Genomic DNA, 13,213 nt, shown 5'->3' with positions numbered 1-13,213 from the left:
ACCGATTACCGGATTGACAGCAAAAGGTCTCAGAGGCATTTTTGCTATGCATCTAGCTGATTCGTTCAGCACCCCAGCCGCCAGGATCTTCGAGACGGCGCTGCGGTTCTCCGCAGGATCCATTATATGACCGCATAGCTTCCGGCAGCGCGGACAGTCGACTTGAATGTCGATGGAAGCATGACTTTCCCACCCACGACGGGCCTTTCCCGTCGTGGGGAAGGCCTTTTTTTGTTTAGGAGGCCTTAATGAAAATGGAACTGGCGATGTATCAAGCACTGCGCGCAATCGACGTGCCTGAGCTCAAAGCCGAAGCTGTTATCCAAGCATTGGAATCTGACATGCTCACACTACTCGCGACGAAAAGTGATCTCACAAGTCTTGACCAGCGGTTAACTGCTGAAATCGGTAAGGCAACCGCTGAGATTGCTAATACTAATCATCGGCTGACTCTAGAGATCGCTAAATCTGATCTCAAGTTGTCCATTCGTATGGCTTCCATGCTCGCCGTGACGATTGGCATCTTGATCGGGGCGATGAAAGTCTTCTTATAGTTTTCTTGGCGATTACTGAAACCACGAAAATCACCTGTCCTTCGACAGGTGATTTTTTTGCGACTCTTGGCAACGGGCAAGGCAGCGAGCGTTACTCCCACAGCGGACATCACCCCAGCAAATTTTCCGCCCCCTTCCCTGCCTTTGATCGGACGCCGCTTTTTTGATGTACGTCCCACCTCTTCTGCATCCTCATCCCATGCGTTATCTACCAACTCTTTAAGAGTTTCTCCTGCCGCTGAGTAATTTTGGCTGGGCAACGTTCCCGGTCGGGAGTCAACCTGAAAACTTGCTTGCTGCATCGCGCATTCCATCATGGAAGGTTGTCAGCCCCGAGCAGGGCGTGAATCCAGCGACTGACAAAAGCCCCTTCGCTGTCTGTTCAGCCGGTAAGCATTGACATCATCGTCATTTCTGACGATGATGGGTCTATGAGATACCCAGGCGGAAAAGGCAAGTGCTATCAGCGCTTAATCAACCTGATGCCACCGCATCAGACATACATTGAGTCCCACCTCGGCGGCGGCGCCGTCATGCGCAACAAGAAAGCTGCGCATCGGAACATAGGCTTGGATATCGACGCCAAGGTCATCAAGCTATGGCAGTCGAAGCTCTCAGGAGCCTGCGAGCTTCACCAGGTCGACGCAGTGTCTTTCCTTGAAGGCTATGCGTTCGAAGGTCAGGAACTAGTGTACGTGGATCCTCCCTACGTTCCCGAAACGCGCCGGCGCGATAAGGTCTATCGTTGCGACTACACCGAAGCTGACCACATAGGGCTACTACGCTGTTTGGTAGCACTACCTTGCAATGTGATGCTGTCGGGCTATAACTGTGATCTCTACAACCAAGAGTTGGCTGGGTGGCGGAAAGTGAGTTTCCCAGCAAAAACTCACGTAGAGATGCGCGAGGAAGTGGTGTGGATGAACTTCGCGCCACCTAGCCGATTGCACGATACCCGCTATCTGGGCGAGACGTTCCGGGATCGCCAGACCATCCAGCGTCGCCAAACTAGGCTCCGTAATCGCATAGAGAGCTTGGACCCCATTGAGCGACACGAATTAATGCAGTGGATGCAAGAGCTTTACGGCAACGACGAGGAGGCCGCCTAATGCAACTTGGCGCTATTTTCATGGACCATGTGGTCTTCAATGTCGAGCTACCCCAAGCTGAGGCGGAAGTCCTTCCAGGCGTCCCATGGGGAGCTATGGAAGCATTCCCGTCACCGGCCTATTGGGCATACCAAGTTTATGCCCGCCGGCTCATTGGCAATCGGATCAACTACAAACTCGGTGCCACTTTAAAAGAAGAAGTCGGGGCCTGTCTGTTGGGTGGCCATGGCATTCCCGCCAACGTCGGTATCGCAGCTTTTCATCACGTAAAAGAGCGTGGTGCTTTCGGCGCAATCCCCCCAGCAGAAGACACTTTGCTTGAGTGGCTGCAGGAGCCCCTAACAATTGATGGGCGCCAGGTTCGGTACCGGTTCGCCAAGCAGAAGGCTCGCTATCTCAGTGCCGCACTTCAGAAGTTGTCTGCAGGACGACCGCCGCTTTCTTCAGGAAAGGTGCTCCGTGACTGGCTGCTGGATATCCCTGGCATCGGTTACAAGACTGCTTCATGGGTCGCCCGGAATTGGCTGGACGCCGACGACGTGGCCATCCTGGATATCCACATTCTACGGGCTGGCCTTCTGGGTAAGTTCTTCGAGGATAACCTGACGGTCGAGCGCAACTACTTGGAGCTTGAGGAGCAGTTCATCCGCTTCAGCAACGGGCTCGGCGTCAGAGCCTCTGAGCTGGATGCGCTGATGTGGCTGGAAATGATGACGTCCCCCTCCACTGTGCATAGCATCATGGGGATGGGTCATCATAACCCTGACTCAGCTGCTCGCGGCCGCACCAAGAAGCGCAAGACCAACCCCGGCCAGCTTGCCCTGATCGGCTAAGCCACTGGCCCACGGCTCACCCGTGATGCCAAGCGGGCAGAAGTTAAGTCCCTGAGCCGTAGCCGTCAGAGCCATCACCCCGAGTAGAGCTCCTGCGTCGCGCCAGATGAGGCTGCACCCGTCCTGGTACTTGCCCAAGGTCTTCCCCGGCTCGGCTAGGAACAGAAAACGGGTTGCCTGATCACCTGCCAGAACCTGCAAGCTATGGTCGAGCAGGCCTGCAAGCTTGGCAGGCGCATGCTTGATCTCTGCGAGCTGGTGATACCTGGGCACATACAACCACCATCGGTCGTCGCCCGGTCGTTTAACAACAACATGGATCGGGTGAATAGCGCCTGCGGAAGGCGCCGCTCGATGCTCCAAGTCGAAACCAAGCTTTGAAGATCCTACGCCTCGTGTTCTACAGGCCAGCCAAAGAAATGCGCCAAGTTGTTGATCATCGACACAGCCGAACTCACGATCAGATGCACGCGCGTCTATGACCTCACTGAATGGTCGATCAGGTATCCCAGGGGCGAATGGGAGTGAGAAGGTCTCGTCCATCTCCCACTTGATCGGGGTATAAGGCTCAGGAACACTCCTAGGTATCGGATCAGCCAGGTCGATCCAGGTCATAGCCGACCTCCAGGAAGACCTCCATGTATTTGTTGCAGCCGCGGCAGTTTCCACATGCCACGTGGGACTTGTGGCAGCTATGGGCCCAGGCCAAGAGCCCCGCCGGAATACCCGACTGACGCACAAGTTCAGCGGTGGAAAGCTCAATCGCGGGGGCCTCCACCACCATGCCTCCCTCCTGCAGGGAGAGCAAATGGCTGATCGCAGCCATAAACTCAGGCGAACCATCTCTGTGGAATCCATCCGACTTCACAGTGCCGAGCCATAGGTGCGTCACACCAAATGAAATCGCCTTCATCGCCGCCAGCGTGACCAACATCTGGTTCCGGTATGGCCACCAGTCCGAGGCCGGAGCCAGGTCGTCAGCTTGTGTGCCGGCCATATCCCCTGATCCCAACTGCCGGCAGTCGACCTCAATCACATGATGAGGAATACTCAGCTCCCGGCAGATCATGCGCGAAGCCTCGATCTCTGCCTGAGCCGCCAGTTGACCGTAGTTGAGGGTGAAGGCGATGTCTGGTCGCCTCCACCAAGCAAGCGTCAAGGAGTCCATGCCTCCGGACAACAGCAACCCTGTCTTCATATCTCCACCGCTTCCCAGACCATCTGATAGACCGCACTGACGTAGTCATCAGTAATGGTGCAGTCGGAGCCCTCCATCATTTTCTGATCCTGCTCGGACTCATTCTCCGCATAGAAAACGACGGGCTTGTTCAAAGCTCGGGCGTAACCAATCTCGAAAATCGTGCCCGAGTCGAGGCCATCTCCGATCGCGAACAGCACATCGCAGTTGCGGACACCTTGGAGATCTTTTTCAACAACGTCTTCTGCAGTACCCAGGCCAACATCGTGGTAGGGAGAGAAGACCTCGAGTCCCATGGCGTTCAGATCGCGGCGAGCCTGCCCGACCATCCAGAGCTCTGCGAGCGTGAAGAACGGAGCAGCGAGGTAGACCTTCGGTATGTAGCCATCACGGTACCGCTGAGAGGGCTGCAACGCCTTCGGCTTGAATGCAGCCAACAAGGTTTGGTCGGGGAAGCCTTGGCTCTCGCAATAGAAGGCTGTCGCGATGGACGCGATCGAAGCAGCAGCGTGAGCAGAAAGGCCGTTGTCCAACCATCCCAGCGCGAAGTGGGCAGCGAAGGTGTCACCAGAACCGATCTTCCAAACGCGCTCAGTGCGATAGGCCGGTACCGTGGACAACTTGCCGTTATCGTACACAAGGGCGCCCAGCGGCCCCATTTTGATGACAACGACTTCCGCATTTTCCTGCTTGGCCAAAGCAGTCGCGATGTCCTGAGGGGACAATCCGCGGGAGGCAGGTAACAGCAAGTTGGCTTCGTGGCGATTCAGGACAAGGGCCAGGTGTTTGGCTGTAGAACCATTGGCGCTGAAGGATTCAGGCTCATCGGCGTTCTGGGGGTCAAATACCGCGAACTGTGCATTCACTACTGCAGTTCCATCGATCATGCCGAAACGAAGCACCTTCTCTCCACTCACAGACAAGGTAGACTTGGCATGAGTACCACGTCGAATGTCGGGGTTGGCTAGACCATGGATGTACTCAAAAGTCACCCCGGCCTCAGCAGGTGCAGAATTGAACTTGAAGCCCTCAGCAGCTGCACGTGCGTCTACAACGAGTTGGGTTCCGCTATCCACGCATGCGTGCAGTTCAGCGTTACCACCAAAACGAGCAATCGCCGTTGCCGCGCGTCCTGCCGATCCATAGATATCGTCCCAGCCCGGTCGCATGCACCGCTCCCGGTAGACACCTCCTACGATTGTAATCATGGAGCTCTCCTTGCTCGCGATTAGACGTGATACACCCGAACTCGCACTTGCCCGCCACTGACGTTCAATACCCGGGCCTGGAACTGTTCGTTCTGGCTCATGCAGTTCCGCAGTTGGTTCAGCCGTGGATCGACAATTCCCCCCGCCTCATTGCCATTCCACAGCGCTACGACGACCTGATTTCCACCCTGTCCAAAGGCAATATCGAGAACGTTGCCGACCTGCAGCTGAGCGACCACCAACGGTTTTGGCGATGCAAGCTGAGTGTCAAACTGAAGTGTTGAACAAGAATCACTGGGGGAATCTGGCCCCAAATAGCTACCACCTGAACCGGACATAATTGCATTTCCCTCTGCTAGTCGATCGGAGAGATAGGAATATCACAGCATGTAGGCAAAGTGCCATTGATTAACGTCAAGGTTAGGTGGAGTATCCGTAAGTGGCATGAATGCCGCCTTGGGACACTACAATTTACTCACGGTCAGTAACTACCGGCGACTTGGGTCGGGGCTGCCAGGGGCAACATTCGGCCAATAGCTGCCTGTCACAAACGACCGCGTCCGGCCAACAGCAGCCATCCGGACGCGTCTAAAAAATCAGATTCGACTCAGTACCCAAAAGTAGTCAGGCTGAAAAAAACAGCGTCAACCCACGATTGCTTCTTGCAGATGAAATTCAAGAAACATCCATTTTGTTGACGAGTTCAATCCGTGAAGATGCAAGTTTCTGCATTTCTCTACGACGTCGAAAATCTCTAGCATCAGATGCAAATTCTACAACAGTTCGTACGACTGATTCCTGCGGGTCTTTATCTGGCATTTGCGCAACCCAGTCTCTCCAAGGAACAATCAAATATTCAACGGAAACCTGCTCATATGGATCTCGCGCCGCCGCGATCAGATAACCGACAACCACGGCCATTGAATGGTCAAAGACTACATTTCCGATTGGACCACCTAGGATAAACTCGGCCACTTCATTTGCGAATGAAGCATTTGCCGTATATCTATGATAGAGATCCGGATTTTCCTGGCGCAATACCATCAGAGGGATTAGTAGCGGAATATCTAAGAAGTGATCTTTTGGGATGCTGCGCAGTATCAATCCTAACCTAGTAACAAACTGATCAATATCTCGAAGAGTAAATTTAAATCGTATAGCCAAAAATCTTAATACTTTAGCTCCATACTCATAATCATCCCGTTCTGAATGTCGCGACTTAAAGTAGGCTAATATGTCGGGCTGCCTAATTCGAGCGTTAATGTATGCTCCCACATCAACCAGGTTTAGACGGTAATCCAAATCGATGAACCTTCTCAAATAATGAGATCCATCGAATGCTGGGCCATAACCCCCCTGAAAGCTCTTACTAAGCTGGTCACGATTTATTGCAAGAACGAAGACCAGGCGGTCCACATCGAATAAATGCTTTATTCGTTCCAAAACCTCGATTGCGTAAGTTGGTTTGCATCTATCCAGCTCATCAATAAAGAGAATTAGATTTTCTTGTCCTTCTGGCAATGCATCGAGAGCCTTGCTCAACTGAAACTTAAAGCGCTCTAAGGATTTCTGTTTGATATTGAAACTATCTACTAAACTACCAACAGAATCACCGGCCAGCTCGGAAGCAAGTTTTTCGTATTCCTTATCTAGATCCAGGGCTCCAAAGGTGGCAGCCTTTGCGGCAGCAACTGCGGTGGACTTAATAATGCTTGGCGCATATGTTTTGGCTTTTTCCCACGCATTTCTGACGGCAGGCGTATTACTCTGGTCGCTAAGCCAGCGATCCAGTACCGATAACATTGGCAGCAAGGGATCCTCAGCGAAATCGCTTTCCCATGCATTGAGATATAGGCTGACTTTATTTTTGGAACTCAAGTAGCACTGCCAAAGCCGAAAAAAAGTAGTTTTTCCTCCCCCCATGGGGCATCTATAGCGAAAACCAAGGGTGACTGCGCATTCAGCAAAACTGGCGAAAGATTCTCAATCTCTGCATGCCGCCCTAGTAAGTCTTGAGGACAAGGCCAAGCATTCGTATCGAATTGGAGACTTTTGAAGCGTAGCTGGATTGATTTTCTCTCAGAAGGGGTCGTAGAGTTCGTAGTCAAGAGGTTTCTCCTGTTTTAAATTCGTGGTCGTCTGAGTATCACCGAATCGCCATTTTTTTATCGATCTGTTTGATAGTCCGCTCATAGCCGACTAATGCCGATCGGGGCAGGCTGGAGTCGGCCAGTAGTGGTCGGTTAGGCTTTGCTTACCTTAAATTAATCAGCCAGATGACTAAGAAATCAGGGCCGATTCACCGTATGACATTAACTTGTTACCCCAAGACACTCCATGGCAGACCACAGATAGCTATCTGCCCTGTTTAAGATGTTCAATTTATCTTGATCGCCACCATACTGCTCTGTGGCTCCTTTAATTTCATACTGAATAACGTCCGTTAATCTGTCAGCATAATCAAAATCTTTCAGCTTCTGAATCTCTTCATGGTTATCAAAAACCTCACTCAAATGCCTGTGCGTCTCATCAAGAATTCTTTCAGTGACGATAAAGTTGGTTTGACTTATCTCATAAAGCTTATGCAGAAACGGAAGAGCTTCGATTTCGTGCCATATTTCTATCGAACCACGTGCTCGATGGTATTCAGATAGCGTCCTGTAAATACCATCTCGCAGTAGCGGGCCTTGGCCTTTATGATGCATCTGGTTAATATTTTCGTTTCCGGTATAAAAAAGTACGGAATTAAAAACGCATTCTAGTCGATATAGGGCCTTGGAAATTTCGTAGACATTGATACCGGTATTGAATTTTAAAAAGTAAATATCGCCCTCTCTCGGGGCACCTACATAATCTAAACCTAGGCACCCTTGCAGATGAAACAATTTCTGGATAAGCTCCAAGTGCTTTTCCATATCTCTGTAATTATCGAGCAATCCGGCAATGCTGGTATATATGTGTTTGCAATCTGTTAGGTCGTGAGCTTTTACCGGCTCGGAGCCGTCAATAACTACTTTATACTCACAGCTACTAGGGCTATTTTTTGGAAAAATGGCTGTATAAATTCGCTCCGGATTAGGGAAATGTATCACCTCTTTAAAAAAAAGCTCTTGCTCACGTAGACGCTCGAAAAATACTTTTCTATGGTTCAGGTATTGCTCAAAGGTCAAAGCTACCAATTGCTTCTCTACAACAACATCATGTTTCTGTTGCTTGGTCAAATTTTCAGCATCTTGTGCATTCTGGCGTTCTTCACTCTTCAGTTGTTGTAGATACAGGAAAAGCAGCGTTCCAATGGTGGCGAAAGAACTCAATAACGTGAAAGCCCCAGCCATTACAGATCCGAAGCTACCCCAGTCGGTTGCGTTTCGAGAAACAGGGCCAAGATAATACCCATAAGCTCCGAGCACGCCAATAGCAACCAGAACGCCGGTCCCCACCGCAATTCCGATACCTGCCAAAATCCAATTTGCTTTCATAACGACTCCTTTGATGTTCCTCATTGTCGTTTAACTTAATAGGAACGCCAAGGACGTTACTGATGGTTCATCGCACGTATCCGGTACCACCGCCCCGCGTAGCGGCCATGGGTGACCTCCACTACCAGAACCTCTTCACCGAATGTTCCTGTTTCAAATATAAGGCAGCGGCTTGCATCAATTTTGCTGGCTGGCAAATTTTATGAGTGGACGCTAGTTCTTCCTTCAAAGAAAACTGAAAGAATCATTCAGTCTGCTAATGGCCGGTTTCTGCCTGTCACCAAACGGCAGGAGTCAGCCAGAAGCCGCCGCTCAAGGATGGCCCCATCCGACTCTATGTCTCTCAATAAATCGTCCTGTATGGAACGCTCGACACGAACGAGTCCATCGCAGATCATCAAAGGCCCCTACAAGGATGCCGAGGAACGTATGCCACGGATCGCCCACCGACGACGCATCACATGGTCGCGCCAATTTTGTATCAACAACCATCATCTATCGCTGGGATTTCCCACATGGCACCTTGACACCAGCATTGCCAAACGATGAAAGTACCCACCATGCACGCACGTGCGCTATCTCTGAATCGTCGCAGAAAGCAGACCATTCCTATGTAGTCCCAGGTAATAACATGACCGACCATCTAGAGCAGCTCGAGAAAGAAAGGCGAAAAGTTGACTTTGATACGTTTGATATCTCTGTAAAAGAGCTCGCCTCAATGGCTGAGCAAGACATTATAAACATTGCTCCGGCCTATCAGCGCCAATTTCGCTGGCCTGCAGCGAATCAATCTAAACTCATTGAGTCTGTGTTCCTCGGAATTCCAATCCCAAGTCTATTCATGGCAGCCAATAAAGATGGTACGTGGGAGCTAATTGATGGTGTGCAACGACTTAGCACCCTTATACATTTCTCAGGCACCGACGAGCAACTTGAAAAGTTTGGATTCCCCGAAGGCCTGCGCCTACAGGGACTCGAAGTGCTCTCAGAGTTCAATGGCCTTCGATTCAACGACCTTCCTCAAACTCTGCGGTTAAAGTTTTCGCTTCGCCCTCTAAAAGTTACCACGCTCAGTGATAAAAGCGACTTAAAGGTAAGATTTGATCTTTTTGAACGCCTGAATACCGGAGGAATAAAGTTAACTGATCAAGAGATCAGAACATGCGTCTTCAGAGGCCAGTTTAATGACTTTCTTAGCGAGCTTTCCGAAAACGAAGATTTCCGATCCGTTGTCAACGTTCCTACCTCAAAAGAAAATGACGGAACCTATGGAGAGCTGGCGCTGCGATTCTTTGCATATTTTCATAATAAGGAAAACTTTGACCATAGCGTGGTCGGTTTCCTAAACGACTACATGTCAGAGTCATCAAAAAACTTTAATTACAAAAAGAATCGCAAGCTGTTCGAGAAGACCTTCAATGAGCTTTCAAAGCTTTTACCCGAAGGCATTAGGCGCGGAAACAGAAAGCTCACCCCTGTAAATCTTTACGAAGCTGTGGCAGTCGGAGCGGCGCAGGCTATCGACGAAGGCAAGGACATCTCACAAAGCGACCCAAGCGCCTTCATGAATGATGATGAACTTACAGCTTTAACTTCCGAGGCCAGCAACTCTAGAGTTCGGGTACTTAAACGAGTTCAATACTGCTACGAGAGATTCAGCGACGATGTTTGAGGCTACGCGCAATGGTGCAACGGACCGACTCAGCCAAGCCTTTGCGCTCATCAACACTATCAAAATGATCGAAGACAAGAGCGAGGTAGCGGAAGCGATAAAAACACAAAAAGGATTAGTCTTCATATTGCTATATGCTGCATTAGAATATACCGCAACCTCAATTGTTTCTGAATTCCTTACCCACCTCAAAACAGAAGCTGTTAAAAACCACGAACTAAAAATGTTTTATTTAGCAGTAACATTGGACGCAAATTTTAAGTCTCTAATTGCATGTAGCGACAAAACCTTTTGGAGCAAAAAAACATCCATCATTGAAGCCTTTCATTCACAAGATGCTGCCAAAATTGATGATTCGATTTTTCCTGCCACAGGAACCAATATAGCCTTCGATCAATTAGAGCATATTTGGAAAATTTTCCACCTAGTTGGCTCCCCGCTTCCTGCCGGAGTAGCAGTTTTTCACCTCACCGAGTTACGAGAACATCGCAACGCCATAGCTCATGGGCGGGAAACCGCTGCAAGTATTGGAAGGCGATTTTCCTCCGAGACTCTTACAGCGCGCTACAACTTAATAGCACTACTTTGCGAGCACATAGTCTCAACATTTGAAGATACCACACACACGAAAGCATATTTAAAATAGCGCAACGTACCTTGCAGCCCTCAAAACGTCTGAATAGCCCCCCAGTCACGCTTGCTGCGCTCTACGAGGGTCAGTTATGGGGCCAAAGCGAACCAGGAGAGATATCCGCTTTTGGCCGTTTTCTACCGTTGGCAAACGTCAGATACGGATCGGTTGCTGCCGACAATGGGTCCTTCTAGGCGACGTACCTTGGGAGATATGGTGCCCTCTTGCGAGCACGCCATCTGAGTCATTGTTGGTTATACAATCTCTGTACGCTCAACGGTATTCCATAACGTATTCCATCAAAAAAAATCTTACCAAATTTATTATTCAAAATCAGACAGATACACGATCAGTTCAGATTACCCCGGCCCACCAACACCAAACCCCTGAAATCAAAAATTTCAGGGGTTTTTCTTTGGCATCGAGAAAGCTCGATGCGACACAGCAGGACTCCGATCATTTCACGAGAAGGTTTGTGTTTGGAGTTTGATTTACGCCGCTGAAAAGCACTTACGATGGGAAAGGGAAGCTGCACAAAATGGACTCATGGAAAGTGCTGGCTATCGGCTTGATGGCCTCGATCAGTATGGAAAGCGCGGCCCGTCAAATCGACAACCCGGTGGAAAGAGCGCTCTCAGTTGCTACGTTGTCGCCTTTACTGCTCATCGGTGGGACGACAGCACTGACATCCCACATTCCCGAATTCTTCAAATCGGCCAAGACTGATGCTCTTGCATTCATTGGTTCTGACGGTGAGATTCGTGGTGCGCAGTTCGAGCAGGCGGTCTCGTATTATCGTGCGACCTACAGCCCGCCCCTGATGTCGGACAGGCAGCTGGCTTTAGCCATCGCGATTTCCGAATGAGAAAAAAGGCATTTTGGCGGTGATCGCCGATGCCTTTTCCTGTGCCGAATCCGGTTCGGTTTTTTAAGGCAATGCCTATCAGCCCGTCAGATTCCCGGGCCTGTCACCTGGGCTGGCAACCTGGCCAAACGATCCCAACCGTCTGCATCGATCCCGGCGCAGTTGGGCAACCACAGTGTCTGCAGCGGCAGTTGCTCCAACACCGGCACCACGGCCGATGTGATCCGCGATTCCCCTGGATCGGCCCCAAGCGTCAGGTCCCGCAGCGGCATACGCGCAAGATGGGCCACCCCGGCGTCAGTCAACCAAGGGCTGTCATACAGACCCAGGCGTTGCAGGGGTAGGTCCCGCAAACAGGCCAGGTCGGCATCGCGCAGGTTCAGGCCGCTTATTTCAAGTTGCTCCAACGGCAATCCCAACTCGGCGAGCTTGCGCAAAACCTTGCCGTCGACGCCCTGGCAGAAGCTCAGATCAAGCCGCTTCAGCGGCAGGCCGGCCAGTTGTTTCAGTTCCTTCCACGTGATCTCGTTCAAGGACAGGTCCAGGGACTCCAAGGCTAAACCGCGCAGGTCACTCAACGTACTGGCGCAGACACCTTGCACATCGGAGAGTCCCAATCGCTTGAGCGGAAATTCGTGCAGCACATCGAGCCGCTCGATCACTTGCCGTAGACACTTGAGGTCCAGCTCCGCAAGCGGCATGCCTTCCAGTACTTCAAGGTCGTCTTCGCAGATGAATGCAGAGTGGAGCGAAAGCTTTTCCAGCGGCAGATCCTGAATCGCCTGCAGCACGCTCTCGCTTGCGTAGCAGTCATCCAGACTCAACGCGTGCAATCCCGTCAGGTCGCGAAGCCAGGAAGGATCGTCGAGGATCGCGCCGCTGCCACTGAGGGACAACTGTTCGAGGGGATGACTGACCAAGTGCGCCATGCCACGAGACGTCAGCTCACCCACCCGGTGCAACGTCAGGGATCGCAGCTTGAGGCGTGACAGTGCGCGAAGGCCGTCGTCGGTCATCTCATCGCAACGGTTCAGCGACAGTTCTTGCAACGGGCTGTCGCTCAGTTGGCGGAGGAAACGGTCGTCGAAGTCCTCGCCGTAGGTTTGCAACTTCAGCCGGCGCAAGCGTTCGAGCGAGGGGAGGCAGTGAGCGTTGTCGTCGCGGGAAAAGTTGCTGACCTCCAAGGTGTCGAGGGCAATGGCGGGCAAACGCTGCCACATCTGCGGTCCGCAGATAAACCTCGGGCTGTTGAGCATCAACGTGCGCAAGGGCAGCCCGGCTAGGGCGTCACACCAGTCCGGCTCGGCGTTGTTCAGCTCCACATGGTCTACCGGCAGGCCACGCAGTTGCGACAGCATTGGCCCGGGGCGATTTGTATGGGGCGTGGTGTTCAGTTGAGCCACCACCACGTTAGCGGCCGGATCGCCCAGGCCCGCCGCGATGCGTAGACCTTCTAGTGACACCTCCCCACTGTCGAGCAAGTTGCGATAGAGCGAAGCGCGCGTGATGGTGTCATCGGGGTTGGCGGCGAGTTGGGCGATCAGAGCGTTGCGGTTGGGGGTGTGCACGGTCTAGGAATCTGTGAAAAGAGAATATGACCGTTAGGGAAGCATAAAAACGGGTCTTGCTGAAGAGGCTGCCAAGACTGGGTTGCGCCATTGCGA

General features: G+C 51.6%; 13 protein-coding genes. 6 read left to right on the top strand and 7 right to left on the bottom strand.

Going from position 1 to position 13,213, the window contains the following annotated elements:
• Positions 1-248 precede the first annotated feature (248 nt).
• The 3 genes from AC515T_RS03900 (at position 249) to AC515T_RS03890 (ending at position 2,496) form a co-directional block, all read left to right on the top strand.
• Positions 249-554 carry a hypothetical protein gene (locus AC515T_RS03900; RefSeq protein WP_496531512.1) on the top strand — a complete coding sequence of 102 codons (306 nt, stop codon included), beginning with the start codon at positions 249-251 and terminating at the stop codon, positions 552-554.
• Between the two features lie 431 nt (positions 555-985).
• Positions 986-1,663: a DNA adenine methylase gene (locus AC515T_RS03895; RefSeq protein ID WP_496531511.1), complete on the top strand. Its 678-nt coding sequence runs from the start codon at positions 986-988 to the stop codon at positions 1,661-1,663.
• A complete protein-coding gene (locus AC515T_RS03890) occupies positions 1,663-2,496 on the top strand; it encodes an 8-oxoguanine DNA glycosylase (RefSeq protein ID WP_496531510.1) in 834 nt (277 codons plus the stop codon). The genes AC515T_RS03895 and AC515T_RS03890 overlap by 1 nt, the downstream gene beginning before the upstream one ends.
• On the opposite strand, the gene AC515T_RS03885 is transcribed toward AC515T_RS03890, so the two are convergent.
• The 6 genes from AC515T_RS03885 to AC515T_RS03860 all read right to left on the bottom strand — a co-directional run bounded on the left by AC515T_RS03885 (position 2,431) and on the right by AC515T_RS03860 (position 8,381).
• Positions 2,431-3,111 carry a nitroreductase family protein gene (locus AC515T_RS03885; RefSeq protein WP_496531509.1) on the bottom strand — a complete coding sequence of 227 codons (681 nt, stop codon included), beginning with the start codon at positions 3,109-3,111 and terminating at the stop codon, positions 2,431-2,433. The genes AC515T_RS03890 and AC515T_RS03885 overlap by 66 nt on opposite strands.
• Positions 3,089-3,694 (bottom strand): 7-cyano-7-deazaguanine synthase, encoded by a 606-nt coding sequence (locus tag AC515T_RS03880; RefSeq protein WP_496531508.1) that lies wholly within the window; start codon positions 3,692-3,694, stop codon positions 3,089-3,091. Before AC515T_RS03880 ends, AC515T_RS03885 begins: the two co-directional genes overlap by 23 nt.
• Positions 3,691-4,902: a PfkB family carbohydrate kinase gene (locus AC515T_RS03875; protein ID WP_496531507.1), complete on the bottom strand. Its 1,212-nt coding sequence runs from the start codon at positions 4,900-4,902 to the stop codon at positions 3,691-3,693. The genes AC515T_RS03880 and AC515T_RS03875 overlap by 4 nt, the downstream gene beginning before the upstream one ends.
• A 20-nt stretch (positions 4,903-4,922) precedes the next feature.
• Positions 4,923-5,240, bottom strand: coding sequence for a hypothetical protein (locus AC515T_RS03870; RefSeq protein ID WP_155252632.1), 318 nt, complete (start codon positions 5,238-5,240; stop codon positions 4,923-4,925).
• A 337-nt stretch (positions 5,241-5,577) separates the two neighbouring features.
• On the bottom strand, positions 5,578-6,825 hold the full coding sequence (locus tag AC515T_RS03865; protein ID WP_496531506.1) for a KAP family P-loop NTPase fold protein: 1,248 nt from the start codon (positions 6,823-6,825) through the stop codon (positions 5,578-5,580).
• A 389-nt stretch (positions 6,826-7,214) separates the two neighbouring features.
• Entirely contained in the window at positions 7,215-8,381 is a 1,167-nt protein-coding gene (locus AC515T_RS03860; protein WP_496531505.1) for a hypothetical protein, read from the bottom strand.
• Between the two features lie 631 nt (positions 8,382-9,012).
• Here AC515T_RS03860 and AC515T_RS03855 point away from each other — a divergent pair.
• From AC515T_RS03855 to AC515T_RS03845, 3 genes are all read left to right on the top strand, one after another.
• Entirely contained in the window at positions 9,013-10,053 is a 1,041-nt protein-coding gene (locus AC515T_RS03855; RefSeq protein WP_496531504.1) for a GmrSD restriction endonuclease domain-containing protein, read from the top strand.
• Complete coding sequence (locus AC515T_RS03850; RefSeq protein ID WP_496531503.1) at positions 10,046-10,699, top strand: MAE_28990/MAE_18760 family HEPN-like nuclease; 654 nt, start codon at positions 10,046-10,048, stop codon at positions 10,697-10,699. Before AC515T_RS03855 ends, AC515T_RS03850 begins: the two co-directional genes overlap by 8 nt.
• Before the next feature lie 523 nt (positions 10,700-11,222).
• Positions 11,223-11,549, top strand: coding sequence for a DUF2388 domain-containing protein (locus AC515T_RS03845; RefSeq protein WP_496531502.1), 327 nt, complete (start codon positions 11,223-11,225; stop codon positions 11,547-11,549).
• 86 nt (positions 11,550-11,635) lie between these two features.
• On the opposite strand, the gene AC515T_RS03840 is transcribed toward AC515T_RS03845, so the two are convergent.
• A complete protein-coding gene (locus AC515T_RS03840; RefSeq protein WP_496531501.1) occupies positions 11,636-13,117 on the bottom strand; it encodes a leucine-rich repeat domain-containing protein in 1,482 nt (493 codons plus the stop codon).
• Between the last annotated feature and the right edge of the window lie 96 nt (positions 13,118-13,213).

It is taken from the genome of Pseudomonas sp. FSO-7, assembly GCF_059579345.1.
Note: the sequence above shows the minus strand (reverse complement) of the source record. Positions and strands in the feature narration are given on the sequence as shown.